Raw genomic sequence first — 25,859 nt, forward strand, 5'->3', positions numbered from 1 at the left:
GGTGTCAACTCATCCGCGAAAGCGGCGCAGTCGCAGGCTGTTGCTGACCACGAACACGCTGGACAGTGCCATGGCGGCACCGGCGAGCATCGGGTTCAGCAGACCGGCGGCGGCCAGCGGGATGGCGGCCACGTTGTAACCGAAGGCCCAGAACAGATTTCCTTTGATGGTCCGCAGCGTGGCCCGCGACAGCTTGATCGAGGTCGGCACCGCGCGCAGGTCGTCACGCACCAGGGTGAGGTCGGCGGCCTGGATGGCGACGTCGGTCCCGGTGCCCATGGCCAGGCCCAGATCGGCCTGGGCCAGGGCGGCCGCGTCATTGACGCCGTCGCCGACCATGGCGACCACCTTGCCCTCGTACTGCAGCTTCTTGACCACGTCCAGCTTGTCGCTGGGCAGCACCTCGGCGATGACCTGCTCGATGCCCACCTGATCCGCGACCGTGCGGGCGGTGGCCGCATTGTCGCCGGTCAGCAGCACCGGGGTGAGGCCGAGCGCCTTCATCTCCGAGATCGCCTGGGCGCTGGTGGGTTTCACCGCGTCGGCGATGACCAGCACGCCGCGCGCCTGCCCGTCCCAGGCCACCACGATGGCCGTCTTCCCCGCCCGCTCGGCCCGGATCTTGGCGTCCGCCAAGGACTCCGGCAGCGCGATGGACCAGTCCTCGAGCAGCTCGATGCGCCCGATGACCACCGCGCGCTCGCCGACCAGACCCTGCACGCCCTTGCCGCCATGGCTGACGAACTGCTCCACCTTCTCGGTGTCGAGTCCACGCTCGGCCGCACCGGCGACCACGGCCCTGGCGACCGGGTGCTCGGAGCCGTGCTCGACGGCCGCGGCCACCGACAACAGCTCGTCGGCATCCACGCCGGCGCCCGGAATCGCCTCGGCGAGCGTCATCTTGCCGGTGGTGACGGTGCCGGTCTTGTCCAGCACCACGGTGTCGATGCGCCGCGTCGACTCCAGCACCTGCGGGCCCTTGATCAGGATGCCCAGCTGCGCGCCGCGTCCGGTGCCCACCAGCAGAGCTGTGGGCGTGGCCAAACCGAGGGCGCACGGGCAGGCGATGATCAGCACCGCCACCGCCGCGCCGAAGGCGGTCGCCACGGACGCACCGGTGCCGAGCCAGAAGCCCAGCGCCGCCACCGCGGTCGCGATGACGATCGGCACGAACACGCCCGCCACCCGATCGGCCAGCCGCTGCACGGGAGCCTTGCCGTTCTGCGCCTCCTCCACCAGCGCAGCCATCTGCGCCAGCTGGGTATCCGCGCCGACCCGGGTGGCGCGCACGGTCAGCAGACCGCCCGCGTTCACGGTCGCGCCGACCACCTGATCGCCCGGGCCCACCTCGATCGGCACCGATTCGCCGGTCAGCATGCTCATGTCGAGGGCCGAACTGCCGCTCACCACCACACCGTCGGTGGCGACCTTTTCGCCGGGACGGACCAGGAACTCTTCGCCGACCCGCAGGTCGCCGATGGGGATGCGGGTTTCGACGAGGTGCCCATCGCGCCGCTCCCGGGACCCTTCGTGGTTACGCAGGCTGCCGTCTTCGGGTCCAGCGCTCGCGGCGGCGCGCAGTACCGACACGTCCTTCGCGCCCAGCTCCAGCAGCGCCCGCAGCGCGGATCCCGCCTTCTCCTTGGACCGGGTCTCGAAGTAGCGGCCCGCCAGAATCGCGGTGATCAGCGTGGCCGCCACCTCGAAGTACAGCGCCGACGACGAGTCGCCGCGCTCGATGGCCAGGCTGAACGGATGTTTCATACCGGGCATGCCGGCCGTGCCCCAGAACAGCGCGTACACCGACCAGCCGAAGGCGGCCAGTGTGCCCAACGAGATCAGCGTGTCCATGGTGGCCGCGCCGTGCTTGGCGTTCACCCACGCGGCCCGGTGGAACTGCGACCCGCCCCACACCACGATGGGCGCGGTCAGGGTCAGTGACAGCCACTGCCAGTTGGTGAACTGCAGCAGCGGGAACATGCCCATGGCGACCACGGGCACGGCCAGTGCCAACGTCACCAACAGCTTGTGCCGCAACTGATCCGCCGCCGACGGGGCCGAATCGGATTCGGCTGCCTCGGTTTTCACCGGTTGGGTGTGGTGCACGGCTGCGGTGTAGCCGGTGTCGACGACCTTCGCGATCAGGTCATCGGTCGTCACCGACTCCGGGAAGCTGACCTTCGCCTTCTCGGTCGCGTAGTTCACGGCCGCGGTGACGCCGTCCATGCGGTTGAGCTTCTTCTCGATCCGGGCCGCGCAGGAGGCGCAGGTCATCCCACCGATATCGAGTTCGATCGAACGCTCGGGTGCCAGGGCGCTCATGAGTGACCTCCTCCGTGGTGGGCGGGCGCGTCCGAATCGGATGCGGCAGTGGATGCTTCGTCGGTGAATTCCGCGGTGTGCACCGCGCCGCCGTGCTGGAAGTCCAGGTACAGGCGGTACTTGCCGTCACTCGGCGCAGCCGGTTGGGAGGTGAAGGCCGCGTGGAAGACGATATCGGGGCCGGGCGCGGTCTTGCCGACCTCGCCCTCCGGGTGGACGTGCAGGTAGGCCAGGTCGGTGGCCCGCAGTGCGACCAGGTGAGCGTACGCGCCCAGGTAGGGCTGCAGATCGGTCACCGGCTTGCCGTCGCGGGTGACGGTGAAGGTGAGTTCGCTGCCCGCGGTGGTCAGGTCGCCGTCGAGGGTGACGCGATAGCCGTCCACCTCGGCGGTCTTGGCGGCCGCGGGCAGTGGCTTGTCGGTCACGTTCCCGGCGACCGCGATGGTGCGGCTGAGCACCAGTTCGCCGGGCCCGCCGGCGGGGGAGAAGTCGGCGAACACGCGGTAGCTGCCGGGTTCGGCCCATTTCCAGTCGATGGACCAGGTGCCGTCGGCGGCCCGGGTCGGATGCACGTGCCGGAACTGGCTCGCGTCCGAGCGGACCACGATCAGGTGCAGGTCCTTCTCGTGCAGGTCGTTGTAGCGAGTGACGGCGCCCTGCGGTCCGGTGATCCGGAATTGCAGTGCGCCTTGCTGATCGGGGGCGGCGGGAGCGCTGATATCGCCGAGGGTGTAGTCGGAGAGGCTACTCTGCAGGCCCGTCGCCGCGGCGGCTTCGTGCCGACTGTGGTCGGGGGCGGCCTCGGCCGGGGCCGCGCCGGATCGGTCGCCCACCAGGGCGCCGATGCCGAGCGCGGCTCCGAACAAGACGACCAGTCCGCCGCCGAAGGCGGCGAACTTCAGTCGATCGTTCACCTGGCCACCTCGTAACCCGCTTCGTCGACGGCGGCGACCACATCGGCGTCGCTGAGCGGGGCGCCGGACTCAACCTTGACCAGGCCGGTGGCGAGATCCACATCCACGCTGGTGACACCGTCGATCTTGCCGATCTCCTTCTGCACCGAACCGACGCAGTGGCCGCAGGTCATGCCGGTGACGGTGTAGGTGCTGGTGGCCATGGTGGTCTCCTTCGCTCGCTGTTCATACCGTGAGGGGGTATCCCCGACATCGAGAAACATACCCCCCATGGGTACCTAGCGCAAGTACTCGAACGGGAAATCTGTCGACTAGGCTGTGCGGGTGCTCTCAGTTGTGCCCAGCCCGCTCATCGTGCGCGCGCCCGCGAAGGTGAACCTGCACCTCGGGGTGGGCGAACTGCGCGCCGACGGCTACCACGACCTCACCACGGTGTTCCAGGCGTTATCGCTCAGCGACGACGTGCAGATCTCGCCGTCCTCGGCGCTACGCGTGAAGGTTGTCGGCGAGGGGGCCGACGAGGTTCCCACCGATCGCGGAAATCTGGTCTGGCAGGCCGCGGTCAAGCTGGCCGATATGGCCGGACGCGCGCCGTTGGTGGAATTCGCCATCACCAAGGGCATTCCGGTGGCGGGCGGCATGGCCGGCGGCAGCGCCGACGCCGCCGCGGCCCTGGTCGGCCTGAACGACCTGTGGGAACTCGGCATCGGGCGCACCGAATTGTCCGATATCGCAGCCGAACTCGGCAGCGACGTCCCCTTCTCGCTGCACGGTGGCACCGCCCTCGGCCGTGGCCGCGGCGAGGAACTGCTGCCGGTGTTGTCCCGCAACACCTTTCACTGGGTGCTGGCCCTGGCCAAGGACGGCCTGTCCACCCCGGCCGTCTTCCGCGAACTCGACCGCCTGCGCGAAGTCGGCGACCCGCCGCGGCTCGGCAGCCCGGAGGAGCTGTTGCAGGCGCTGGCCTCCGGCGAGGCCAAACAGCTCGCCCCGCTGCTCGGCAACGACCTGCAGGCCGCGGCGCTCTCGCTGAAACCCGAACTGCGCCGCACCCTGCGCGCGGGCGTCACCGCCGGAGCCCTCGCGGGCATCGTCTCCGGCTCTGGCCCGACCTGCGCCTTCCTCTGCGAAAGCGAGGAGGCCGCGGTCACCGTCGCCGCCGAACTCGCGGGCGCGGGGGTGTGCCGCAGCGTCCGAACGGCCCACGGCCCGGTGCCGGGCGCGCGCCGAATTGTAGGCGACAACTGATTTCGTGACGTTCGGGTAACTCCTGGGGCACGTCCGAAGTCGGTTCGGCTCCCAACCGCCGGCACGCGTGCCTAACGGTCAGCGGCTCTCAACCGGGCGCTGAAGGCCCGGGGAGGCGGTATTGCGTAGGCTCTTACGGTTCGGCAAATGGCACGGAGAGGCGGGACAGGCCAGTGGCCAACCTGATCAACCTGGAAGCGGTCTCCAAGAGCTTCGGCGTCAAGCCGCTGCTCGACAACATCTCCCTCGGGGTTCAGGAGGGGGAGCGAATCGGTGTCGTCGGTCTCAACGGTGGTGGCAAGACCACGCTGCTGGAAGTGCTGACCGGAATAGAAGAACCCGACTCGGGGCGCGTCAGCCGTCGTGGCGACCTGCGTATGGCCGTCGTCACCCAGCGCGGCATGCTCCCCGAGGGCGCGACCGTCGGCGAGGTCGTGCTCGCGGGCCTGGCCGAGGATCAGCGCACCGACGGTGTGGCCGAACACGAATGGGCCTCCAACCCGCGCATCCGGACCGTGGTCGAGGGCATCGGCATCGCCGACCTCGGCATGGACACCCCCGTGGCCAACCTCTCCGGTGGCGAGCGCCGCCGCACCGCCCTGGCCGCCGCCCTGGTCCGCGACCTCGACCTGCTGGTCCTCGACGAGCCCACCAACCACCTCGACGTCGAGGGCGTGCAGTGGCTGGCCGAGCACCTGCTGAACCGCCGCAGCGCGCTCGTGGTCGTCACCCACGACCGCTGGTTCCTCGACACCGTCGCCACCCGCACCTGGGAGGTGCAGGGCGGCCGGGTCGAGACCTACGAGGGCGGCTACAACGACTGGATCTTCGCCCGCGCCGAACGCGTCCGCCAGGCCGACGCCAGCGAGGCCCGCCGCCAGAATCTGGCCCGCAAGGAACTCGCGTGGCTGCGCCGCGGCGCGCCCGCCCGGACCTCCAAGCCGCGCTATCGCATCGAGGCCGCCGAGGCCCTGATCGCGAATGTGCCGCCGCCGCGCGACACCGTCGAGCTGGCCTCATTCGCGCGAAAGCGCCTGGGCCGCGTGGTGATCGAGCTCGAGGACGCCACCCTCGCCACCCCGGACGGCCGGGAACTGGTGACCGACCTGACCTGGCGGCTCGCCCCGGGCGAGCGCGTCGGCCTGGTCGGCGTGAACGGGTCGGGCAAGACCACGCTGCTACGCGCGCTCGCCGGCGACGCGGACCCGAAGTCCGGCAAGCGGATTCAGGGCCAGACGGTCAAGATCGGCTGGCTGCGCCAGGAACTCGACGACCTGCCGCTGAACATGCGGGTGCTGGAGGCGGTCCAGGACGTGGCACAGCGCATGATGCTGGGCGACAAGGAGATCAGCGCCGGCCAGCTCGCCGAGCGGCTCGGCTTCACCCCGGCCAAACAGCGCACCCCGGTCGGCGACCTGTCCGGTGGCGAACGCCGCCGCCTGCAGCTGACCCGCATCCTGATGGCCGAGCCCAATGTGCTGCTGCTCGACGAGCCCACCAACGACCTCGACATCGACACCCTCCAGCAGCTCGAGGACATGCTCGACGGCTGGGCGGGCACCCTGGTGGTGATCTCCCACGACCGCTACCTGATCGAGCGCATCTGCGACTCCACCTGGGCGCTGTTCGGCGACCGCAAGCTCACCAACCTGCCCGGCGGCATCGAGGAGTACCTGCGCAAGCGGGCCGGTCTCATCGCGGGCAAGACGGCCGCTCCGGTCAAGGCCGCGGCCCCGGCCGCCGCGAATTCCACCGCCCCGGCGACGGATTCGGCCGCCTACCGCGCGGCCCGCAAGGAGCTGGCCAAACTGGAACGGGCCCTGGAAAAACTCACCGACCGCGAGGACAAGCTGCACGCGGCCCTGGCCGAGGCGGCCACCGAGCCGGACAAGCTGGTCACGCTGGGAGCCGAGCTGAAGCAGGTGCAGACGGAAAAGGAAGCCACCGAAGAGCGCTGGCTCGAACTGGCCGACAACGCGTGAGGAAGATCGAACGGGTACGGCCAAACCGTTATTCCTGCCGTGCCGCTGAAGTCTCGGGGAGGCGGGGGAGCTACGGCTCCCCGGCCGCCCGCTGAAGTCCCGGGGAGGCAGGGGAGTCCAGCGACGGGACGGGCAGGCAGGTGCGGGTGAATCCCGCGCCGAACGAGGTCAATTCGATGGTCCGGTACATCACCTTGGTGCCGAAGCTCGCCCGCCTGAGCAGGCGGCGCACCTCCGGCATGGCCTCGAGCAACTGGTAGCGGTTCGGATTTCCCAGGGCCTCGCGGGTGATGTCGATCAGGCCCAGCCGGTCCAGATTCGTCAGATATTCGTTGATCCGGTTCGGATACCGCAGCGCCGCATCTTCGCCCAGCAGGTTGAAAACGCCACGGTAGGCGGTCCGCCCGGTCTTCACCTCGACCGCGGGCTGCGGCCCGTCCAGGTACAGGTGCCGCACCACGCGCGCCTCGTCGGGCGCGAGCTCGCCCAGGATGCGGGCGTAGGCGGTGTGATGGTGGTTGTCGTCCTCGGTGTGGAAATCGGCGGAGCGGCGCAGCAATTCGGCGCCGCGGGCGCGCAGCACGCTGGCGGGACTGGATTCGGGGGCGATCTCGGTGGCCTCGGGCGCGGTCACGCCCAGCGCCTGCCGGACCGAATGCCGCACCTGCGCACCGGCATCGGAGAGGATCTCGCGCGGCGGCTGCCCGGCCATGCTGCCGCGCAGCACCACCGAGGTCACGCCCAGCGCGGTGTGCAGGCTCCAGAAGCTCGCCTCGACCGCGGCCGACATCGCCACTCGCACCACTCCGGTCGCGGCGCGCACGGGCCCGGCCGCGCCCCGGCGCTCGGTGGTGTCGACCGGCACCGGCAGCGGCGCGGCCTCGCGAACAGCGATGTCGGTGCTGGTATCGGCGGGATCGTCCTCGCCCGAACCTGATTCGGCGCGCGCACCGGTGGACGAGTCGGTCATATCCATGAGGTGGCCACTCCTGTTCCGAAGATCAGGAGGTGAGCGTAACCGGCGAGCAGGCCCAGCGCGCCACCATGGACAAACAAAAGCCATTCGTCCTGTTTGATGGCCGAACGCAGCATGTCCACGAACTCCGGCGGGGGCAGCGCCGACATTTGTTTGGCGATGTACTCCTGCACCTGTTTGCCCTGCTGCACATTGAAGGCCGGGTCGGCGAAGGCGATCGGCGCGATGGTCATCGCCTCCGAGGTGAAGGTGTCCTGCAGCGAGTCGTACTCGCGGCTGCCCAGGGCGAACTTGACCACCGACCGGGCCGGTCCGAGCGCCCGGTCGGCCGCCGGCTTGAGGGTGTCCTGGAGCATCTGCATGGTGCGGTCGGCGCGCGGCCCGTTGAGCAACTCGTCGCCGATATTGGCGACCGTCATGATCTCGCTGGCCACCAGGGCCGCGTACCCCTCGGTGATCTCCGGCTGTCGCTTGATGAGCAGGCCCTGCCGCCACGGGCACCACCACTTCGGGTAGGCCGGTTCGAAGATCAGGTTGATGCCGATCCAGTTCACCACCCAGCCGATGATCACCCCGCCGACCGGCAGCACCACCAGCGACGACCAGCCGGTGAAGTGGAGGATGGCGACCAGCACCAGACCCATGGGCGCACCGAAGTAGAAGCCGAAATTCTGCATGAATCGCAGTTCCTTGGCGCCCAGCACCTGGAACACCGAGTTCAGCATCTGCGGCCGCGCCTGGAAGTAGCGAATGGTCATCGACTTGACGTCCAGCAGCTGATCGATGTTCTTTCCGAGTTCATCGGTGAGTTCCCGGAGAATATCGGGCAACTGTTCGCGTACCCGGCTGTGGACCATCTCGCGCAGACCGGTCGGCAGGTTGTACCAGAGCTGCGGATGTTCGCGCTTCAGGATGTCCTCGACAATGTCGCGAATCTGAAGGTCCGCAATTTCAACAAAGTGTTCAGCGAGCTTGTCGGGTTCCAGTTCCCGATAGAAATCCGCGACGCTGCCCAGTTTCGCCAGCCCTTTGTCCACCGCGATGCTGGCCATCTTGTCCGCTCGCGACGGCACGATCCCCTGCCAGCCGATCCGGCCGTCGTACTGCAGCAACGGCAGCACCTGAATGCGCTTGGGCAGCAATGGAAACAGCGCAGCCAGCCCCGGCAGCCGAAACCCGTGGAAGCGGATCGGCTTGAACAGCATGAGCACACCGGTCCAGTTGGTGATATAGCCGATCACACCCGTGAACAACGGGATGGTGATCAATTCCAAGAGGATGGTCGGACGCACCCCAAAGACACTTTCCAGCACGACACCCTCCTGCCGACCCGCAACGCACCGCCGTTGGCGTTGACAACCCCTCGGCGGTTCGGACCTTACTGGCTATTAAGTAAGCGAGTCCAGCGGCGGAGTGTCTGAGTCGGAGATCTCGGTCACACTGCCCGGGCTCGATGTCCCTGTCTCTCGACGGGCGCACGAGAATGACGGGGACCACATCCATATCGTGCCTTGTGCGAGTTGTGTTGGGGGTCATGTGCGTCGCTCTGCGGCGGACGTGGACTGGGGTAACCTTCGTCTGGCTCGCGGGTTCAACGTGCCCGAAGGTCCGTCGGGGGCAATAATCTGTGGACGATTGTGTTCACCTGGCGATATTCGGAGATGGACGTGGCGGAAGACAGGATCCCGGGGCAGGACGTGGCCCGTCCGGGACCCCGTGCCGTGGAACGCAGTTCGGATGTGGAGAAGCGGCAGATCAGCAATGAGGCCCGACTGATCCGCGGGGCCTTCCGCGCCGCCGGTCTGGCGGTCGGCACCGCGGTGCGGGGGACCGAGTGGGCGGTCGGCACCAGCTTCGAGATCACCAAACAGCTGACCCAGGCCGCACTGGACGGCGAGTCGTCGGCCGATATCGCCGAGCGCACGGGGGCGGCGCTGCGGTCCATCGCGCGCAGCGCGCTCGGCGTCACCGAGGGTTCGGTGCGCGAGATCGTCAGTTATGTACCGACTCCCATGGGCGCGCCGCCGCCGGCCATCACCAACGGCCTGGTGCGCTCGGTCACGAACGAGGATCTGCGCCGGCGCGGCGACGCGCTGCTGGCCCGGTCGGCCGACGTCTATTTCACCGAGGATGTGCACCCGGCCTACGACCGCATCCTCGATCAGCTGGCCCCCGATGAGGCCCGCATCCTGCGCTTCATGGCGCTGCAGGGTCCGCAGCCATCGGTGGATGTCCGTACCAACCGGCCGCTGGGCATCGGTTCCGAGCTGGTCGCAGGGGACTTGACCTCGGTTCCGGAGCAGTCCGGCGTCCGCTACCCCGACCGTGCCCGGCACTACCTGATCAATCTGAACCGCCTTGGCCTCACCATGACCTCGGAGGATCCGGTTGTTTTGTCGCGATACATGGTGCTCGAGGTGCAGCCGGTCGTGGAGCAGGCGCTGAAGAAGGCCGGTCGCGTGCCCAAGATCGTGCGAAAGAGTCTGCGACTGACCGAGTTCGGTGAGGACTTCTGCAACACCTGCTTCAGCATCAACGGCTGAGTCGGTATCCGGCTGATAGCGATCCGGTACAAATCTGTGCCGATCCCTGAAGGTTTCCTACGCCTGATGGGATGGTTGAAGGTATGGATTCCGATGCCGTCGCGGCGATCAGCCGGCTGAAGTTCCGTTACCTGCGCGCGCTCGACACGAAGGCGTGGGAGGAGTTCGCCGACACGATGATTCCGGAGGCCACCGCCACCTACAGCGAGTACCTCCAGTTCGAATCGCGCGACGCCTTCCTGGCCTTCATGCGCAACACCCTGGGCCCGCACGTCATCACCGAACACCGCTGCGACCACCCGGAAATCGACGTTCACGGCGACGAGGCGACCGGCACCTGGTACCTGGCCGACACCGTCCTCATCCCGGGGCACAACATGCTGCTCCGCGGCGCGGCGTTCTATTCGGACCGCTACGTCCGCTGCGACGATGGGCAGTGGCGCATCGCGCACACCGGATACGAGCGCACCTACGAGGTGGTGCTGTCTCTGTCGGATCTGCCCAGCCTGCGCCTGACCTCGAGCCGCTGGGGGCTGATCGCCCGCGAACCCGCCGACACGCCCCGCACCGAACCCGGCTCGGACGGGACGGGCGCAATCGGCTGACGGCACCGGGCCGTGGGCTCATCGCGCCGAACGTGTCGCTATCGCTGGGCGCCGAATGCGTTGCGCGTCAGTGCAACTGGTTCTGCGCGGTTTCCAAGCCCACGCGCAGTAGCAGCTCGACCGCGTCGGCGGTCTGCTCGACGATCACCGGAACCTCTTTGCGTTCCGACGCGGAGAAGGGCTTGAGGACGTAGTCGGCGGGATCCTGGCGGCCCGGCGGGCGCCCGATGCCGAAGCGGACGCGCAGATAATCCTTGGTGGTGAGGGCCTGCGAAATGGAGCGCAGCCCATTGTGCCCGCCCTCGCCGCCGCCGCGCTTGAGGCGGATGGCGCCGAAGGGGAGGTCGAGCTCGTCGTGGACGACGATCACCTCGGTGGCGGGCACGGAGAAGAATTTGGCCAGCGCCGCGACGGGCCGCCCGGACAGGTTCATGTAGGTGCGCGGCTTGGCCAGCAGCACCTTGCGCCCGTCCAGGCGGGCCTCGAGCAGATCCGCGCCGGACTTCTTGTGCACGGTGAAACGGCCGCCGACGCGCTCCGCGAGCACATCGGCGACCAGGAAACCGACATTGTGCCGGGTGCGCTCGTATTCGGATCCGGGATTACCCAGACCGACCACCAGCGCGGGCCCGGCCGTTGCCTCGGTCATCGAGAACCGTTGTGGGAGTAGGGAGTTACTCCGCGGCGGCCTCTCCGGAAGCGGCCGCGGCCGCTTCCTCGGCGGCGGCCGGGGCGGCGATGATGTTGACGATCAGGGCCTCGGCGTCACCGGCCAGCGTGACACCCTGCGGCAGCGCGATGGCGCCCGCGAGGATCTGGGTGCCGGCCTCGGCGCCCTCGATGGAGACCTCGATGGACTCGGGGATGTTCAGGGCCTCGGCCTCGATGGAGAGGGTGGTGGCGTCCTGGGTGACCAGGGTGCCGGGGGCGGCGTCGCCGACCAGGGTGACGTTCACGTCGGCGGTGACCTTCTCGCCGCGGCGCACGATCAGCAGGTCGGCGTGCTCGATGTAGCGGCGGATCGGGTGGACGACGACCGACTTGGTCAGCGCCAGCTGCTTCTTGCCGTTGATGTCGAGGTTCAGGACGGCGTTGGTGCCGTGCTCACGCAGGATGGCAGCGAACGCCTGGGCGTTCACCGACAGGTGCTGCGGCTCCTCGTTGTGGCCGTAGAGCACGGCCGGGACATTGCCGTCGCGGCGGGTTCGGCGGGCAGCGCCCTTGCCGAACTCGGTGCGTACGGTGGCTTCGAGAAGGTTGGCGTCGGACATGACTGTCTACTCCCTACGGCTCGTCCGGCTGTAATGTCAGCGTGTCGCCAGGCGACGGGGCCGCCCTGGCTGAGGTTGGTCTGCTTGTCGGCGAAGACCAACATGGACGGCCGTATAGGCCGAGCCGCGTCGATCACGGTGGGCAGTTGGGTGCCACACCCTCGCCGAGACAACCTGAAGACTCTAACACGCGGCCGGAACGGCTCTGCGGCACCCCCTCGACCGCCGGGTGCTGGGGGTGCGTTCCCGGGAATTGCACGGGGAAACATTTTCACTCTTGTTTCCGGCAATCTGACACACTATCATTTCGCATCACTCCGCCTCGCGGGGAGTGCTTTGCGTCATAGGGAAATGCGCCCCCATTTCCGGCGCCGGGCAATTCGAACGACACGCTGAGTAGCTTGTCTTCCGAGTAAGGATCAGTTTGATGAAGAACATCCGCCGGTTCGGTCTGAGTGCCGTGGGCATCGCCGCCGTCTCCGCCACCGTCGCTCTCACCGCTCCGGTCGCCGCGGCCGACACGAATGCCAACTGCCCCCCGTCCAACTCGGGAGGAACCAGCACCGGCAGCAGCTCGACCACCCTGGGCCCGCTCATCAACAGCATTCTGAGCAGCCTGGGTGCCCTGAGCGGTCACGGCACTTCGACGTCCAGCGGCAGCGCTTCCTCGGTCGGCTGACGAAAACCGGACTGAACCGGCGGTCGGTTATCTGTTCGCCTCGCTGTCGAGACCGGTTCGAGGGGTCGTCACCGCTTTCCGCGGTAATACCGCTTCCGGTAGCGGAGACGCCACTCGGGTGCTAGGCAATTTGATCGGCACGCTGAGTAGCTTGTCTTCGAAGTAAGGAAACAGATTCATGAAGAACATCCGCCGGTTCGGTCTGGGTGCCGTGGGCATCGCCGCCGTCTCCGCCACCGTCGCCCTCACTGCCCCGTTCGCCGCCGCGGACACCTCCAATAACGGTATGACCGTGGTCGGCAGCAACTTCCAGACCGGCACGGCGTACACCATCAATGTCATCACCGGCGTTCCCGGCGTCACCGCCAACGTGTACGACACCAACGCCTCCAACACCACGGTGTCGGTCGGCTCGGCGACCTCGTCCGGCTCCACCCAGGCATCCGTGCAGTGGACCCCGGCCACCTCGGGCTCGCATCACCTGTGGGTGGTGCTGAGCGGTGGCTCCCAGTCGGTGCCGACCTCCGGCCCGGTGGATGTCACCGTCTCCGACCCCTCGACGACCACCACCACGACGGGAACCGGCAGCGCGGGCTCGCTGATCCCGCTGATCGGCAACCTCCTGAGCAGCCTCGGCGCCTCGACCTCGAACGGCACCTCCTCCCAGGTGGGCTGACGTTCTGGCTGACGGCCGGTGGCCCGGAACCCGCGCGGGGGTCCGGGCCACCGGCCGTTCTGTTTACCGGGCCGTCTCGATATACGCGGTCCTATCGATCACGCGGCGTCGGCGACCTGCTACGCGGCCTTGAACGTGGCCGCGTAGCAATCGACGTACGGGCGGCCGGAGCGGCGCACGATATCCGCCATGAGCTCGTCGGTGGCCCGCCGCACGGCCGGCTGATCGGCGGGCGGGATATGGCGCGGGTGGCCGAAGGAGATGCCCACCTTGGCCGGGCGCAGGAAGCGCCGATTGCGCGGATTGACCCGATCGGTGCCGGACAACACGACCGGTATGACAGGAGCGCCGGTCTGCATGGCCACCCGGACCGCGCCGGTGCGTCCCCGGTAGACGCGGCCATCGGGTGAGCGGGTCCCCTCCGGGTGAATGCCCCAGATGCCGCCCGATTCCAGAATGCGGACCGCGGCGGCCAGTGAATCCGATCCCGCGGTGCCACCACTGCGATCCACCGGCACCTGGCCGGTGGCATTCATGACGAAGCGATTGATGCGGCCCCGGATCCCGCCCCCGGTGAAGTACTCCTGCTTGGCGATGAAGGTGACCCTGCGGCGCAGCACCAGGCACAGGTAGAACGAATCCACCACGGCCAGATGGTTTGCCGCGATGATCACCGGGCCGTCCTTCGGAACATGGTGCAGCCCTTCGATCTTCGGTCGCCCGAGGAGTCGCAGCACCGGCCCCACCAATACCTGCTTCAGTAGCCAGTACCACATGGAAAGCCTCTCGAATCGTGGCCGTAGACAATGTCTACCCACTGTTCCTACCGGACCCGAGTAGACACTGTCTACCCTTGTGGGGAGAATGTGACGCATGACTGCGCTCGAGTCGCTGCGGGAACGACTGGTGACCGCGGGCGTCGCCCTGCTCGAGGAGGTCGGCGCCGGCGAGCTCGGCCTCCGCGCCATCGCCCGTGAGGCAGGGGTCTCGCACGGTGCCCCCCGGCGGTATTTCCCCACCCACAGTGCCCTGCTGGCCGCGATCGCCGCGCGCGGCTACGCCGACCTGCGGACCGAAATCGATGCGGTGCAGGGTGATACGGCGCAGGCCCGGGTGCGGCGCACCTGCCTGGTCTACATCGGCTTCGCGAACGCGCGGCCGGAGATGTTCACCCTCATGTTCCGCCATGACCTGTTGGAGGGCGCCGGCGAGAACCTGCGGGCGAACACGACCCTGCCCATGTTCGCGCGCTGGCGGGCGCTGGTCGACGAGTGTGTGAACGACGGCGCGGACGAGCGGGCCCTGAGTCTGTGGACGCAGCTGCACGGCATCGCGGTGGTGGTCGCGAATCGCAGCATCGAGGCGATCGCGCCGGGCACCGATATCGAAGCGCTGGTCGCCCGAGCCGTCGCCCGGCACCTCGCAGGGCAAACCTGCGCATAGCGCGCCGGACCCGGAGTGCGCCGGACCGGCCGGTCGAGCAGAGGGGCCGGTCGCGTACCCTGGGGCGGTTGCCTCGTCCGCACAAAAGGAGTCCCCCGTGAGTTCCCCGACTGCCACCTCAGCTACCGCCGGTCGGCTGGCCGACGAGGCGGCGCGGCGGCGCACCTTCGCGGTGATCTCCCACCCGGACGCGGGTAAATCGACGCTCACCGAGGCGCTGGCGCTGCACGCCAAGATGATCTCCGAGGCGGGCGCGATCCACGGCAAGGCCGGCCGCCGGTCCACCGTCTCCGACTGGATGGAGATGGAGAAGGCGCGTGGTATCTCCGTCAGCTCCACCGCCCTGCAGTTCGAGTACGGCGACTGCGTCATCAACCTGGTGGACACCCCCGGCCACTCCGACTTCTCGGAGGACACCTACCGCGTGCTCACCGCCGTGGACGCGGCGGTCATGCTCATCGACGCCGCCAAGGGCCTGGAACCGCAGACGCTCAAGCTCTTTCAGGTCGCGCGCGATCGCGGCATCCCGGTCATCACGGTCATCAACAAGTGGGACCGCCCGGGCCAGGCGCCGCTGGAACTGCTGGACGAGATCGTCGAGCGCATCGGCCTGACCCCCACCCCGCTGTTCCTCCCCGTCGGCATCGCCGGCGACTTCCGCGGCCTGCTGCGCCGCGGCGAGGAGGGCGCGCCCACCGAGTACATCCACTTCACCCGCACCGCGGGCGGCGCGACCATCGCCCCCGAGGAGCGCTTCACGCCCGAGCAGGCCGCCGCGCGCGAGGGCGATGTGTGGGCCACCGCCGCCGAGGAGAGCGAACTGCTCTCGGCCGCGGGGCAGGACCACGATCAGGAACTCTTCCTGGCCGGGCACACCTCGCCCGTCATCTACGCCTCCGCCATGCTGAACTTCGGTGTGCGCCAGCTGCTCGACACCCTCGTCGAGCTCGCGCCGCCGCCGCGCGGCCGCAAGGACATCAAGGGCGATCCGCGCGAGACCAGCGCGCCGTTCAGCGCCGTCATCTTCAAGGTGCAGGCGGGCATGGACACCGCGCATCGCGACCGGCTGGCGTTCATGCGCATCGTCTCCGGTGAGTTCGAGCGCGGCATGGTGGTGACCCACGCGCAGACCGGGCGGCCCTTCGCCACCAAGTACGCGCTGACGGTGTTCGGCCGCGAGCGGACCACGGTCGACACCGCGTATCCGGGTGATGTGGTCGGTCTGGTCAACGCCACCGCGTTGGCCCCCGGGCACACCCTGTTCGTGGACAAGAAGGTCGAGTTCCCGCCGATCCCGTCCTTCGCGCCGGAGCACTTCGCGACGCTGCGGGCCCAGACCGCGGGCAAGTACAAGCAGTTCCGCAAGGCCATCGACCAGCTCGACTCCGAGGGCGTGGTGCAGGTGCTGCGCAATGACGCCCGCGGCGACCAGTCGCCGGTGCTGGCCGCGGTGGGCCCCATGCAGTTCGAAGTCGTCACGGCCCGAATGCAATCCGAGTTCAATGTCGAGACCCAGCTCGATCACCTGCCATACCAGCTGGCCCGGCGCACCGATGCGGAATCGGCGGAAGAACTGAACCGTCAGCGCGGCGTCGAGGTCTTCACCCGCACCGACGGTGTGCTGCTCGCGCTGTTCAGCGACAAGTGGCGGCTGCAGTACATCGCCAAGGAGATGCCGAAGCTCACCCTCGAACTCCTGGTCGCCGGAACGGAATAGCCGGTGCCGCAGCCCATCCCGGTGTAGTTCAGCCGAGGTGGGTGGCGGTGGCCGAGCGCCGGAGCTTGCCGGAGGAGGTCTTGGGCAGCGCGCCCGGGCCGAGAACGGTGACGCTGCGGGGACGGACCCCGACCTCGGAGAAGACCGCGTGCACGATGTCGTGCTCGATGCGGCGAACCTCCTCGGAATTCTGGTGATCGTTGGATTCGACCACGACGGCGAAGCTTTCGCGTTTCTGCCCGGCGTCGAGGCGCACGGCTACCGCATTGCCGGGGCGAACTCCCTTGACGCGCAGGGTCGCTCGCTCGATGTCGGTGGGGAAGATATTGCGGCCCGCCATGATGATGACGTCCTTGAGGCGGCCGCACACCACCACCAGGCCGTCCTCGGTGAAGTAGCCGAGGTCGCCGGTGTCGAGCCAGCCCTGCGGGTCCTGCGCGGCGCGGAAGCCGTCCACCGTGAGGTAGCCGGACGTGACTGCGGGGCCGCGTAATTCGATGACGCCGACGCTGCGCACCGGGAGCGGCCGGCGCTCGGAGTCCACGACCCGGCCCTCGAGGTTGTCGACCAGGTGGCCGAGGGTCGGCAGACGGCGCACGCCGCCGTGATGGTGTTCCGGATCGCGGATGGGGACGGCCTTGCCGAGGGCCTCCAGCAGGTCGGCGTCGACGACGTCGAGGACCTGGCCGAGGCCCGGATCGGGGATGGAGACCGCGAGGGTGGTCTCGGCCATGCCGTAAACGGGGGTGAGGGCCATGGCGTTGAGGCCGAAGCGTTTTCCGGCCTCGGCGAGTGCGTCCATGGTGTCGGCCTCGACGGGTTCCGCGCCGTTCCACATGTAGCGGACGCTGCTCAGATCGACCGAACCGTCGGCCGCGTTGCGCAATCGGCGGGCCAGTAGCGAATACGCGAAATTCGGTGCGGCGGTGACAGTTCCGCGATACTTCGAGATCAATTCGGCCCACAGGATGGGGCGGGTCAAGAAGTCCAGCGGGGTCACGCACACCACTTCCGCCCCGAATTGCATGGGCACGCTGAGGAATCCGACCATGCCCATGTCGTGGAACAGCGGCAGCCAGCTGATCATCACGTCGTCGTCGAGCTGGAATTTCACCCGATCGAACATGGCGTGCGCATTGACGACGAAGTTGCCGTGCGTGATCTGCACCGCCTTGGGCGACCCGGTGGATCCGGATGTCAACTGCTGCAGGGCGATATCGTCCTCGCCGGTCGGCACCGGCTCGATCGGCTCGCCCGCGCGCATGGCCGCCATGGTCACCACCGTGATACCGCGTTCGCGCAGCAGCGGTTCCGCGATCTCGAACGGCGCGCCCAGAATGACCGCCCGCGCCTGGATCATGCCCAGGACGGTCTCGGTGTCGTGCGCCCACACCTGTAGATCGGTGCGCGGGGTCGGCTGGTGCAGCATGGTGATCGAGGCACCGCGCATCCACACCGCCTGGCAGGCGGGCGCGATGTCCACCGGCATGCCGGCCAGCACCCCCACCGAGTCGCCCGGGCCGATGCCGGCGGCGGCCAGGCCGCCGGCCATGTGGCGGGCGATGTCATGGATCCGGCCCCAGCCGTGCCGCACCGGCGCATCCGGTTCACCGGTCACCAGCCCTCTCCGGGAGACGCGGGCGGTGGCATACATTTCGTCGGTGAATCGGCTCACGATCGACTCCTCAAATGCCGAACCAGCACCTCAAATAATCCTCGCGCCCGGTGCGGCTGTTAACCGTTTCGGAGTTTCGGGGGCCGGTCAGACGAAGGCTCTGACCGCCCCGACGAAGCGATCCAGGTCCTCGTAGCCGACGAAGCAGTGCGGGGAGGCGCGGACCACCGAGTTCAGTTCTCTGGCAGTCATATCCAGCAGCGTGGAGCCGCGATGGCTGACCGTCACCGTGATGGCCTCCGCGGCCAGCCGATCGCGCACCTGGACCGGTTCCAGGCCGTCGACGGTGAAGGACACGATGCCCGCGTGCTGGATGCCCCGGTCGCGCACCTCGACGCCGGGAATCTCCTGCAGGGCCTTGCGCAGGTACTCGGCGCGTTCGGCGATCGCCGCGTACACCTGCGCCGGGCCCAGGTCGAGCAGGTAGCGCACGGCCGCGCCCAGCCCGAGGCGGCTCGCGACCGAGCATTCCCAGAATTCGAAGCGGCCGGCGTGGGGTGAGAGCACGTAGTCGTCGGGGGCGATCCATTCGGCGCTGTGCAGGTCGAGCCGGCCGGGCTCGAGACTCAGCGCCAGGTCGGGCCGCACATACAGGAAGCCGGTGCCACGCGGGCCGCGCAGCCACTTGCGGCCGGTGGCGGACAGCGCGTCCACGTCGAGTTCGGCGACATCGAGTGGCAGCTGACCGGCCGACTGGCACGCGTCCAGCAGCGCCAGCGCACCCACCCGGTGCGCGATGCGGGCGGCCTCGGCGACCGGGTTCACCAGGCCGCCATTGGTCGGAACATGTACCAGCGACACCAGTTTCACGCGCTCGTCGATCATGGCGTCCAGGGCGTCGAGGTCGAGCTGCCCGCTGCCGTCGCTGGGAATGGCCTCGACGACCGCGCCGGTCTGCCGGGCGCGCTGCAGGGCCGCGATGGCATTGCTGCCGTAGTCCACGCCGGAGATCAGGATGCGGTCTCCGGGGCTCAGTGGGACCGAGTAGAAGAAGTCGCTCCAGGAGCGGCTGGCGCTGTCGCTGAGGGCCAGCGCGGCCGGGTCGGCATTGATCAGTTCGGCAATGGCCGTCTTGACGCCGTGCAGGTCGTCGATGCGCTCGTTGGCGGCGCGGTAGCCACCGACCTCGGCCTCCCGCCGCAGGTGGTCGACGACGGTGTCGACGACGATCCGCGGGGGGAGCGACGACCCGGCGCTGTCGAGAAAGACCTGAATCCGGCACCCCGGCGTGTCGGCGCGCAGACGGGCGATATCCAGTGTGGCGTTGTCTCTCACACGTTCGACCCTATCCACAGCGTCGAGCGCCCACCGGGTAGCCGCGCTACCCCGTTGCGCCGCCTGCGGTTTCGAGCACCGCGCCGATCAGCGACGCCGAGCGCTCCGCGAGCTCCGCGGGCGGGTACGGCCGGTCGTGGTCGAGCCACCACACGATCGATTGCATGAACATCGCCGACACGACGGCCGACGCCAGCGCGTCGCCGCCCTGCCCGGGCAGATGCTCACTGACCATGGCCGCGAGCGCCGCGCGCATGCGGTCGGCGAACCAGGGGCTGCCGCGACGGCCCAGCAGCGCGCCGTACAGCCGGTGATAGGCGTCGATGTGGGCGAGGAATTCCTGCCAGCGCTGCCCGGGCGGCCGATCGCTGCCGGCCGCGGTCAGCTCGGCGAACGCCTCGTCGAAGATCTGCTCGACCAGCTGGTATTTGTCGCGATAGTTCCGGTAGAACGCGGCCCGGCTGATCATCGCCCGGGCCGTGAGCTCACCGACGGTGACGCGGTCGAATCCCCGCTCCTCGATCAGGTCCACCAGGGCCTCGCGCAGCAATGCGCGGGTGCGGCGGACCCGCAGATTCGGCTGAGACACTTTCGACTCCTTGTCTCGGTCGGGACATACCGGCTCGGTTGATCCTTGTGCGGGGGCCGACCGGATTCGGAGACTGGACTAGTTGTTTCAAGCGAGACAGATTGTCTCACTTCGGATTCAGTGTGCGGGAAGGGGCGCGGCCATGCGAGCTGTGCGGGCGGATCGATTCGGTGCACCGGAGGTGCTCGGCCTCACGGAGGTCCCGGAGCCGGAACCGAGTGCGGGGCAGGTCGAGATCGCGGTCCGGTCGGCGAGCGTGATCTACGGGGACGTCATCGTCCGGTCGGGCCGATATCCCCGGCCCCTGCCCTGGGTTCCCGGCATCGAGGTCGCCGGGGAGGTCGTGCGAATCGGCCCGGAGGTGGACGAATCCCTGCTCGGGGCGACGGTGGTCGCCACCACGGCCGGGCAGTCGGGCGGCTACGCGGAGTACGCCGTGGCCCCGGCCGCTTACACCTTTGCGGTGCCCGGCGGCCTCGCGATGGACACGGCCCTGGCGGTCTTCCAGGCCGGTGCGGTGGCCCGCGGGCTGCTGTCCGCCATGGGGGTGCGCGCGGGTGAGACGGTGCTCGTCACCGCGGCGGCGGGCCGGATCGGGTCGATGCTGGTGCAGTCGGCACGGGCGGCCGGAAACACCGTCATCGGTGCTGTGAGCAGTGAGAAGGTGTCCGCGGTAGCGGATTTCGGTGCGCACGCGGTGGTCGATTACACGGTCGCCGACTGGCCGGAGCGCGTCCGGGAGGTGACCGGCGGGCGCGGTGTCGACGTGGTGCTGGACGCGGTCGGCGGCGTGGTCGGCGAGGCGGCGTTGACGGTGGCGGCAGATGGTGGCGGGCGAATCGGCCTGTATGGATTCGCCTCCGGCGCCTGGCCGCAGTTGGACGCGCTCACCCTGGGCACTCGTGGGCTGACCGTCAGCGGGCCGCTCGGGATCGTCTTCCGCAAATCCGACGCCGAGCAGCGCGGCGATGCCGAATGGGCATTGGCCGCGGCGGGCCGTGGTGAGCTGAGGCCCCGGATCCATGCCCGCCATCCACTGGAACGGGCCGCGGATGCGCACCGTGAGCTGGAGGAACGCCGCAATATCGGGGCCATCGTGCTCTCGGTGGGGCCCTGACAGCGGCGGTGGGGAATCGGCTGTTCCTCTGCAGGCGTTCTCCATTTCGTCAGATTTCTTGTCACAGTCGCTCGCTACTCTTGTTTGGGTCGCCGAGCGATCCGCAGCGGCGACCGCATCAGACGGAGGTTGGCAATGGCTGTCACGGCGTCACCGACCGATGTGCTGCACAGTGGCCTGGCCGAATCTGAGCCGGGCGGCGAATTCACGTCACGCGCCGCCGCCGAGGCTTATGTCGGAAAAGTCTGTTTCAAACAGGGCCCACCGCTGCTCATCGGCGCCGAACTGGAGTGGCTCACCGCGCAAGGTGAACTTTCGGCGACCAACTCGCGTCCGGACCCGAGGGTCCTCGCGGACGCTCTCGGACCGTATGCGCCACGGTCCATTTCCCCCGATTCCCCGGCCGTTCCGTTGCCGGGAGGCAGCCGGGTCACCCTCGAACCCGGCGGTCAGATCGAACTGTCCAGCGCCCCGTTCGGCACCGCCGCCGAACTGTGCGAGCGCTTGCGGGCAGACGCGATACGCCTGCGGGAGCTGCTCGAATCCCGCGAAATCCGAACTGTTTCCGCCGCCGCCGACCCGACTCGGCGGCCGCTTCGTGTGCTGCAGCTGCCGCGCTACCGGGCCATGGAACGGTCCTTCGCCGGCATCGGCCCGTTCGGCGCGCTCATGATGTGCAATACCGCCGCCACCCAGGTGAGCGTCGACGCGGGCGCGAATCCCGCCGAGATCGCCGCCCGCTGGCAGGTCCTGTACGCCGTGGGTCCCGCCCTGCTGGCCGCTTTCGCCTGCTCACCGGGGCTACACACCGCCCCGCCCGGCGACTGGGCCTCCCAGCGCATGCGGGCCTGGCAGCGGCTCGACCAGCTCCGCACCCGGCCGCCCGTGCACGACTGGGACGATCCGATCGCCGGGTACGCACGCTGGGCGCTGGACGTGCCGCTGCTGTGCGTGCGGTCGATGGACCCGCAGGCCGGTGACTGGTCGGCCCCGCCCGGGGCCACCTTCGCCGACTGGCTGTGCGGGGCGCTGGACGAGGAGATCGGCCGCCGCCCGGACCGGGCGGATCTGGACTATCACCTCACCACCCTGTTCCCGCCGGTCCGCGCGGCCGGGCACCTCGAGGTCCGATACCTCGACGCGCAGCCGGGCGACGGGTGGTCGGTGCCGGTGCATGCCATCGACGCGCTGCTGTCCGATCCCGGAATCATCACGGAGGCAACGGCTCTGGCCGCCTCCACCGCGAATCTCTGGTCCGAATCCGCGCGCCGCGGGCTGGCCGACGCGGAGCTGCGGGCCGCCGCGGTGGCCCTGCTCGACCTGGCCACCGCGCATTCCGCCACGCCCGAGGCGGCCAAGCAATTGGCCGCCGCCGCCGACCGATGTCGCAGCGGCCGCACCCCGACAGAATCGGAAGTTCTCTCATGACTGTTCAGCATCTGCCGGGATCGGATCGGGCGGAGACCGAGTCGTTGCGCGGACGGATCGCGGACGCGCTCGAGCGGGCGCGCCGACGGACCATCGGGTTGACCGAGTGCGTCGACGAGGCCGAACTGGTGGCTCAGCACTCGAAGCTGATGAGCCCGCTGGTCTGGGATCTCGCACACATCGGCAACCAGGAGGAACTCTGGCTGGTGCGCGATGTGGGCGGGCGGGAACCCGTGCGGCAGGACATCGATCACCTCTACGACGCCTTCCGGCACGCGCGGGCGGACCGGCCCGCGCTGCCGTTGCTGGATCCGGCGCAGGCCCGCGACTATGTCGGCACCGTACGGGACAAGGTGTGGGATGTGCTGGACCGCAGCCCCTTACGCGGCAATGACCTGGTCCACGACGGTTTCGCCTTCGGCATGATCGCCCAGCACGAGCAGCAGCACGACGAGACCATGCTCGCCACTCACCAGCTGAGAACCGGCGAAGCGGTGCTGTCCGCCCCGCCCACCCCCGTTGCGCGGGTGGCGGTCGCCGGTGAAGTCATCGTTCCCGCAGGCGAATTCACCATGGGCACCGACTCCGATCCCTGGGCGCTGGACAACGAGCGCCCCGCCCACGCGGTGCATGTCGACGCCTTCGCCATCGACGCCGCGCCCATCACCAACGAGCAGTATCTGGCCTTCATCGACGACGGCGGCTACGAGCGGCCCGAGCTGTGGTCCGAGCGCGGCTGGGCGCACCGCGTGCAGGCCGGGCTGACCGCGCCCCAGTTCTGGGAGCAGGACGCCGGGAGCCGTTGGTGGCGACGGGTTTTCGGCACCATGCAGCCGCTGCGCGCCCACCAGCCGGTGGTGCACGTCTGCTGGTTCGAGGCCGAGGCCTATGCGAACTGGGTGGGCAAGCGCCTGCCCACCGAGGCGGAATGGGAGAAGGCCGCCCGCTTCGATCCGGCCACCGGCCGCTCCCGCCGATACCCCTGGGGCGATATCGATCCCACCGAGGCCCTGGCGAATCTCGGCCAGCACCACCTGGAACCGGCCGATGTCGGGGCGTACCCCGCGGGCGCGTCCCCGGCCGGTGTCCACCAGCTGATCGGCGACGTCTGGGAGTGGACCGCTTCGGGTTTCGAGGCCTACCCGGGCTTCCGCGCCTTCCCGTACCGGGAATACTCCGAGGTCTTCTTCGGCGGCGACTACCGGGTGCTGCGCGGTGGTTCGTTCGGTGCCGACCAGGTCGCCTGCCGCGGTACCTTCCGCAACTGGGACCACCCGGTCCGCCGCCAGATCTTCGCTGGCTTCCGCCTCGCCCGGGACCTGAGATCGGACGAGCGCTGATGTGCCGTCACCTCGCCTACCTGGGCCCACCCACCCCGGTAGGGGTTCTCCTGACCCGTGGCCCGAATTCCCTGCGCACCCAATCCTGGGCCCCGCGCGATATGCGCGGCGGCGGCACCATCAACGCCGACGGTTTCGGCGTCGCCTGGTGGCACCACCCCGATGCCGCCGCTCCCGACCACGGACCCGGCGTCATCTGGCACGGCGGCACGGCGGCGGATATCCGGGCTGCGGCGGAATCCGCTGGCGTTCCGGCGGGTCAGGCCGGAGCCGGTGCCGCGGGAGCGGATCCGGTGGTCAGCCGGTATCGCAATGCGGCGCCGATCTGGACGGATCCGGCGGTCGACGAGGTGTTGCCGCAGATCCGGTCGGGAGCAGTACTGGCCGCAATTCGTTCCGCCACAGTGGGAATGCCGGTGGAGCGAGCAGCGTGCGCCCCGTTCACCCACGGCCGCTGGGCCTTCAGCCACAACGGCGCGATCCCCGACTGGCGGCGGGTGCTGAGTGCGGTTGCCGCCGAATTCGATTCGCCACCGCTCCTGGAGGCGGAGTCCCTGACCGACTCCGCCGCCCTATGGGTGATCCTGCGCGGACTGCTCGAAGTCGGCGGCGACACCACAGTGGGCGTCGACCATTCGGGCATCGGCGAATCGCGGAGTCTCGGCGCGACGGTGGCGTTCGGGTCGTCGATCAGCGTCACCTCGGCTTCCGGTGCAGCGCCGGCGATTCGGACCTGGGGGGCGGCCACGACCTCGGAAGGCTCGCACGACGAGGCTTTCGATGGTGCGGGGGCGAGAGACCCGGGGGAGGTATTGCGGTTGGTGATGGGGGCGGTGCTGGCGCGGTCGCCCCGTGCGCGGTTGAACTTGCTGCTGGGGGATGGGGCGGGGATCTGGGGGACGACGTGGCATCACTCCTTGTCGGTGTTGGAGGCCGACGGGTTCGTGGTGGTGGCCTCGGAGCCGTTCGATGACGATCCGCGGTGGCGGCTGGTTGCCGATCGGCAGCTGGTGAGCGTACGGGACGGGCGGGTGTCGGTGGAACCACTGGATATCGAGATGGGAAGGGCTGGTTCATGACTGCGGCTACGCTGGAAATTCATCTGACCGACGAGGATTTGACGATCGCGCTGCGCGCGGATGTGCGACAGGGGCTGTCTGCGGAACCGAAGTGGTTGCCGCCCAAGTGGTTCTACGACGCGCGCGGCAGCGAGCTGTTCGAGAAGATCACCGAATTGCCCGAGTACTACCCGACCCGCACCGAGCGGGCCCTGCTGGAACGGGTGGTCGGCGAGATCGCGCGGACCGCGCAGGCCGAGGTGCTGGTCGAGCTCGGCGCGGGATCGGCGGCCAAGACCCGGCTGCTGCTCAACGCGCTGAAGGCCGAGGGCCCGCTGAAGAGCTATGTGCCGCAGGATGTCTCGGTTTCCGCGCTGCGGATGGCGGCGGACGAGGTGGCCGCGGAGTTCCCGGGCCTGGGCGTGCACGGCGTGGTCAGTGATTTCACCGCCACGCTGGACAACCTGCCCGGCGGCGGCCGTCGCATGGTCGCCTTCCTGGGCGGCACCATCGGCAACCTGATCCCCGCCGAGCGCGCCGAATTCCTCGGCGGCATCCGGGATGTCCTGGAACCGGGCGAGCAGCTGCTGCTCGGCGCGGGCCTGGTCATCGACCCGGCGGTGCTGGTCCCCGCCTACGATGATGCCGCCGGTGTCACCGCGGAATTCAATCGCAATGTGCTGCATGTCCTGAACACCCGACTGGGCGCGAACTTCGAACCGGAGAAGTTCCGGCACGTCGCGATCTGGGATGCCGAGCGGGAGTGGATCGAAATGCGCCTGGAGGCCACCGAGACCATGACCGTCCGCATTCCGGACCTCGGCCTGACCGTCGATTTCGCGGCGGGCGAGCAGCTGCGCACCGAGATCTCCGCCAAGTTCCGCCGCGAGGTCCTCGAAAGCGAGCTGGACGCAGCCGGTTTCACCACCGAGCGGGTGTGGACCGATCCCGCCGAGCGGTTCGCCCTGGTGCTCGCTGAGCGGAGGTAGGTGCGCGGGCGG

The 25,859-nt window shown here is 68.9% G+C and carries 24 protein-coding genes; 13 read left to right on the top strand and 11 right to left on the bottom strand.

The window, feature by feature from the left end; translation table 11 throughout:
* Positions 1 to 9: 9 nt before the first annotated feature.
* From ACIRRA_RS11605 to ACIRRA_RS11615, 3 genes are read right to left on the bottom strand one after another with little or no spacing between them, the layout of a single operon-like run.
* Positions 10 to 2,322, bottom strand: coding sequence for a heavy metal translocating P-type ATPase (locus tag ACIRRA_RS11605; protein ID WP_402766357.1), 2,313 nt, complete (start codon positions 2,320 to 2,322; stop codon positions 10 to 12).
* Entirely contained in the window at positions 2,319 to 3,236 is a 918-nt protein-coding gene (locus tag ACIRRA_RS11610) for a hypothetical protein (RefSeq protein WP_402766359.1), read from the bottom strand. Before ACIRRA_RS11610 ends, ACIRRA_RS11605 begins: the two co-directional genes overlap by 4 nt.
* Complete coding sequence (locus ACIRRA_RS11615; protein ID WP_402766360.1) at positions 3,233 to 3,439, bottom strand: heavy-metal-associated domain-containing protein; 207 nt, start codon at positions 3,437 to 3,439, stop codon at positions 3,233 to 3,235. Before ACIRRA_RS11615 ends, ACIRRA_RS11610 begins: the two co-directional genes overlap by 4 nt.
* A gap of 121 nt (positions 3,440 to 3,560) precedes the next feature.
* Here ACIRRA_RS11615 and ACIRRA_RS11620 point away from each other — a divergent pair, with 121 nt between their 5' ends.
* Positions 3,561 to 4,484 carry a 4-(cytidine 5'-diphospho)-2-C-methyl-D-erythritol kinase gene (locus ACIRRA_RS11620; RefSeq protein WP_402766362.1) on the top strand — a complete coding sequence of 308 codons (924 nt, stop codon included), beginning with the start codon at positions 3,561 to 3,563 and terminating at the stop codon, positions 4,482 to 4,484.
* A gap of 173 nt (positions 4,485 to 4,657) precedes the next feature.
* A complete protein-coding gene (locus ACIRRA_RS11625; protein ID WP_402766364.1) occupies positions 4,658 to 6,466 on the top strand; it encodes an ABC-F family ATP-binding cassette domain-containing protein in 1,809 nt (602 codons plus the stop codon).
* A 70-nt stretch (positions 6,467 to 6,536) separates the two neighbouring features.
* Here ACIRRA_RS11625 and ACIRRA_RS11630 read toward each other — a convergent pair whose 3' ends face one another.
* Both ACIRRA_RS11630 and ACIRRA_RS11635 read right to left on the bottom strand, forming a co-directional pair.
* Positions 6,537 to 7,442 (bottom strand): Abi-alpha family protein, encoded by a 906-nt coding sequence (locus tag ACIRRA_RS11630; RefSeq protein WP_402766366.1) that lies wholly within the window; start codon positions 7,440 to 7,442, stop codon positions 6,537 to 6,539.
* Entirely contained in the window at positions 7,433 to 8,755 is a 1,323-nt protein-coding gene (locus ACIRRA_RS11635; protein WP_402766367.1) for a hypothetical protein, read from the bottom strand. The genes ACIRRA_RS11630 and ACIRRA_RS11635 overlap by 10 nt, the downstream gene beginning before the upstream one ends.
* Positions 8,756 to 9,103: 348 nt before the next feature.
* Between ACIRRA_RS11635 and ACIRRA_RS11640 the strand changes: the two genes are divergently transcribed.
* Together ACIRRA_RS11640 and ACIRRA_RS11645 are read left to right on the top strand one after the other, a co-directional pair.
* A complete protein-coding gene (locus ACIRRA_RS11640) occupies positions 9,104 to 9,985 on the top strand; it encodes a DUF4393 domain-containing protein (protein ID WP_402766369.1) in 882 nt (293 codons plus the stop codon).
* 83 nt (positions 9,986 to 10,068) lie between these two features.
* Positions 10,069 to 10,590 (top strand): nuclear transport factor 2 family protein, encoded by a 522-nt coding sequence (locus ACIRRA_RS11645; RefSeq protein WP_402766370.1) that lies wholly within the window; start codon positions 10,069 to 10,071, stop codon positions 10,588 to 10,590.
* 67 nt (positions 10,591 to 10,657) lie between these two features.
* Here the strand turns inward: ACIRRA_RS11645 and pth are convergent, their stop codons facing one another.
* Both pth and ACIRRA_RS11655 read right to left on the bottom strand, forming a co-directional pair.
* Positions 10,658 to 11,239 (bottom strand): aminoacyl-tRNA hydrolase, encoded by a 582-nt coding sequence (gene pth / locus ACIRRA_RS11650; protein WP_356995564.1) that lies wholly within the window; start codon positions 11,237 to 11,239, stop codon positions 10,658 to 10,660.
* 25 nt (positions 11,240 to 11,264) lie between these two features.
* Positions 11,265 to 11,861, bottom strand: coding sequence for a 50S ribosomal protein L25/general stress protein Ctc (locus ACIRRA_RS11655; protein ID WP_402766371.1), 597 nt, complete (start codon positions 11,859 to 11,861; stop codon positions 11,265 to 11,267).
* A gap of 427 nt (positions 11,862 to 12,288) precedes the next feature.
* Here ACIRRA_RS11655 and ACIRRA_RS11660 point away from each other — a divergent pair, with 427 nt between their 5' ends.
* On the top strand, positions 12,289 to 12,540 hold the full coding sequence (locus tag ACIRRA_RS11660) for a hypothetical protein (RefSeq protein WP_402766372.1): 252 nt from the start codon (positions 12,289 to 12,291) through the stop codon (positions 12,538 to 12,540).
* A gap of 178 nt (positions 12,541 to 12,718) precedes the next feature.
* Entirely contained in the window at positions 12,719 to 13,216 is a 498-nt protein-coding gene (locus ACIRRA_RS11665; protein ID WP_402766373.1) for a hypothetical protein, read from the top strand.
* Positions 13,217 to 13,335: 119 nt separating this feature from the next.
* Here the strand turns inward: ACIRRA_RS11665 and ACIRRA_RS11670 are convergent, their stop codons facing one another.
* Entirely contained in the window at positions 13,336 to 13,992 is a 657-nt protein-coding gene (locus ACIRRA_RS11670; protein ID WP_402766375.1) for a lysophospholipid acyltransferase family protein, read from the bottom strand.
* 97 nt (positions 13,993 to 14,089) lie between these two features.
* On the opposite strand from ACIRRA_RS11670, the gene ACIRRA_RS11675 reads away from it, so the two are divergent.
* Together ACIRRA_RS11675 and ACIRRA_RS11680 are read left to right on the top strand one after the other, a co-directional pair.
* Entirely contained in the window at positions 14,090 to 14,659 is a 570-nt protein-coding gene (locus ACIRRA_RS11675; RefSeq protein ID WP_402766377.1) for a TetR/AcrR family transcriptional regulator, read from the top strand.
* Positions 14,660 to 14,756: 97 nt separating this feature from the next.
* Entirely contained in the window at positions 14,757 to 16,376 is a 1,620-nt protein-coding gene (locus ACIRRA_RS11680) for a peptide chain release factor 3 (protein ID WP_402766379.1), read from the top strand.
* Between the two features lie 28 nt (positions 16,377 to 16,404).
* Here ACIRRA_RS11680 and ACIRRA_RS11685 read toward each other — a convergent pair whose 3' ends face one another.
* The 3 genes from ACIRRA_RS11685 to ACIRRA_RS11695 all read right to left on the bottom strand — a co-directional run bounded on the left by ACIRRA_RS11685 (position 16,405) and on the right by ACIRRA_RS11695 (position 19,915).
* A complete protein-coding gene (locus tag ACIRRA_RS11685) occupies positions 16,405 to 18,051 on the bottom strand; it encodes a fatty acyl-AMP ligase (RefSeq protein WP_402766381.1) in 1,647 nt (548 codons plus the stop codon).
* 87 nt (positions 18,052 to 18,138) lie between these two features.
* Positions 18,139 to 19,326: an aminotransferase class V-fold PLP-dependent enzyme gene (locus tag ACIRRA_RS11690; RefSeq protein ID WP_402766383.1), complete on the bottom strand. Its 1,188-nt coding sequence runs from the start codon at positions 19,324 to 19,326 to the stop codon at positions 18,139 to 18,141.
* A 46-nt stretch (positions 19,327 to 19,372) separates the two neighbouring features.
* Positions 19,373 to 19,915: a TetR/AcrR family transcriptional regulator gene (locus tag ACIRRA_RS11695; RefSeq protein WP_402766385.1), complete on the bottom strand. Its 543-nt coding sequence runs from the start codon at positions 19,913 to 19,915 to the stop codon at positions 19,373 to 19,375.
* 142 nt (positions 19,916 to 20,057) lie between these two features.
* Here ACIRRA_RS11695 and ACIRRA_RS11700 point away from each other — a divergent pair, with 142 nt between their 5' ends.
* The 5 genes from ACIRRA_RS11700 to egtD all read left to right on the top strand — a co-directional run bounded on the left by ACIRRA_RS11700 (position 20,058) and on the right by egtD (position 25,847).
* On the top strand, positions 20,058 to 21,032 hold the full coding sequence (locus tag ACIRRA_RS11700) for a zinc-binding dehydrogenase (protein WP_402766387.1): 975 nt from the start codon (positions 20,058 to 20,060) through the stop codon (positions 21,030 to 21,032).
* Positions 21,033 to 21,167: 135 nt separating this feature from the next.
* Positions 21,168 to 22,460 (top strand): ergothioneine biosynthesis glutamate--cysteine ligase EgtA, encoded by a 1,293-nt coding sequence (egtA, locus tag ACIRRA_RS11705; protein WP_402766389.1) that lies wholly within the window; start codon positions 21,168 to 21,170, stop codon positions 22,458 to 22,460.
* A complete protein-coding gene (gene egtB, locus ACIRRA_RS11710; protein ID WP_402766391.1) occupies positions 22,457 to 23,800 on the top strand; it encodes an ergothioneine biosynthesis protein EgtB in 1,344 nt (447 codons plus the stop codon). Before egtA ends, egtB begins: the two co-directional genes overlap by 4 nt.
* Entirely contained in the window at positions 23,800 to 24,879 is a 1,080-nt protein-coding gene (locus tag ACIRRA_RS11715) for an ergothioneine biosynthesis protein EgtC (protein ID WP_402766393.1), read from the top strand. The genes egtB and ACIRRA_RS11715 overlap by 1 nt, the downstream gene beginning before the upstream one ends.
* Positions 24,876 to 25,847, top strand: a complete 972-nt coding sequence (gene egtD / locus ACIRRA_RS11720) for an L-histidine N(alpha)-methyltransferase (protein ID WP_402766395.1) — start codon at positions 24,876 to 24,878, stop codon at positions 25,845 to 25,847. The genes ACIRRA_RS11715 and egtD overlap by 4 nt, the downstream gene beginning before the upstream one ends.
* The last annotated feature ends 12 nt before the right edge of the window (positions 25,848 to 25,859 follow it).

The organism is Nocardia sp. NPDC101769, from assembly GCF_044766925.1.
In the GTDB taxonomy this organism is placed as follows: domain Bacteria; phylum Actinomycetota; class Actinomycetes; order Mycobacteriales; family Mycobacteriaceae; genus Nocardia.

Bases quoted from the DNA above. Each gene is read 5' to 3' on its own strand.
- ACIRRA_RS11605 (WP_402766357.1), bottom strand. From the start codon at position 2,322: ATGAGCGCCCTGGCACCCGAGCGTTCGATCGAACTCGATATCGGTGGG.
- ACIRRA_RS11615 (WP_402766360.1), bottom strand. From the start codon at position 3,439: ATGGCCACCAGCACCTACACCGTCACCGGCATGACCTGCGGCCACTGC.
- ACIRRA_RS11630 (WP_402766366.1), bottom strand. From the start codon at position 7,442: ATGGATATGACCGACTCGTCCACCGGTGCGCGCGCCGAATCAGGTTCG.
- ACIRRA_RS11640 (WP_402766369.1), top strand. From the start codon at position 9,104: ATGGACGTGGCGGAAGACAGGATCCCGGGGCAGGACGTGGCCCGTCCG.
- ACIRRA_RS11645 (WP_402766370.1), top strand. From the start codon at position 10,069: ATGGATTCCGATGCCGTCGCGGCGATCAGCCGGCTGAAGTTCCGTTAC.
- pth (WP_356995564.1), bottom strand. From the start codon at position 11,239: ATGACCGAGGCAACGGCCGGGCCCGCGCTGGTGGTCGGTCTGGGTAAT.
- ACIRRA_RS11655 (WP_402766371.1), bottom strand. From the start codon at position 11,861: ATGTCCGACGCCAACCTTCTCGAAGCCACCGTACGCACCGAGTTCGGC.
- ACIRRA_RS11660 (WP_402766372.1), top strand. From the start codon at position 12,289: ATGAAGAACATCCGCCGGTTCGGTCTGAGTGCCGTGGGCATCGCCGCC.
- ACIRRA_RS11665 (WP_402766373.1), top strand. From the start codon at position 12,719: ATGAAGAACATCCGCCGGTTCGGTCTGGGTGCCGTGGGCATCGCCGCC.
- ACIRRA_RS11670 (WP_402766375.1), bottom strand. From the start codon at position 13,992: ATGTGGTACTGGCTACTGAAGCAGGTATTGGTGGGGCCGGTGCTGCGA.
- ACIRRA_RS11675 (WP_402766377.1), top strand. From the start codon at position 14,090: ATGACTGCGCTCGAGTCGCTGCGGGAACGACTGGTGACCGCGGGCGTC.
- ACIRRA_RS11700 (WP_402766387.1), top strand. From the start codon at position 20,058: ATGCGAGCTGTGCGGGCGGATCGATTCGGTGCACCGGAGGTGCTCGGC.
- egtA (WP_402766389.1), top strand. From the start codon at position 21,168: ATGGCTGTCACGGCGTCACCGACCGATGTGCTGCACAGTGGCCTGGCC.
- egtB (WP_402766391.1), top strand. From the start codon at position 22,457: ATGACTGTTCAGCATCTGCCGGGATCGGATCGGGCGGAGACCGAGTCG.
- ACIRRA_RS11715 (WP_402766393.1), top strand. From the start codon at position 23,800: ATGTGCCGTCACCTCGCCTACCTGGGCCCACCCACCCCGGTAGGGGTT.
- egtD (WP_402766395.1), top strand. From the start codon at position 24,876: ATGACTGCGGCTACGCTGGAAATTCATCTGACCGACGAGGATTTGACG.